Source organism: Mesorhizobium sp. M7A.F.Ca.US.014.04.1.1 (genome assembly GCF_003998745.1).
Taxonomy (GTDB): Bacteria; Pseudomonadota; Alphaproteobacteria; order Rhizobiales; family Rhizobiaceae; genus Mesorhizobium; species Mesorhizobium ciceri.
This window is the reverse complement of the sequence record NZ_RZRW01001508.1, coordinates 1-402: the sequence shown is the minus strand read 5'-3', so window position 1 is coordinate 402 and position 402 is coordinate 1. Positions and strand designations below refer to the sequence as shown.

Below are 402 nucleotides of genomic sequence, written 5' to 3'. Positions count from 1 at the left end.
GCCAAGGCCGATGTGCGCTTCCGCGATCCCGGCCTTGTGCGCGGATTGATCGTCGGGGCCATCCGACAGGCACTGGCCGATGCCGGCGTCCGCGCCGCCACCACGGGTGCCGCCGGCATGATGGCGGCGTTCCGGCCAGGGGCCGCATCCTACGGCCACGGCGGACCGGCAAACGGCCACCGCAGCTACGACGCGGCCTACCGCGCGTCGGGTCCGTCCGGCTTCGATCCTGCCCGATCGCCGCAGCGGCCGCTCGATATGGGTTTCGATGGTGCGGGCTTCGAGCAGCGCGGCTTGCGAGAAAGCGAGCAAGCGGCTTTCGATGCCGGTCCGCTTGCCAGCGCCGATGCACGCGCAGGGCAGGATGAAGCGGCCGAGACGTTGCTCGGCGCGGTGCTGGGC

The 402-nt window shown here is 71.9% G+C and carries 1 pseudogene; it reads left to right on the top strand.

The window, feature by feature from the left end:
* Positions 1-402 (top strand): annotated as a pseudogene (locus tag EOA22_RS37360) (DNA mismatch repair protein MutL); the annotation flags it as partial.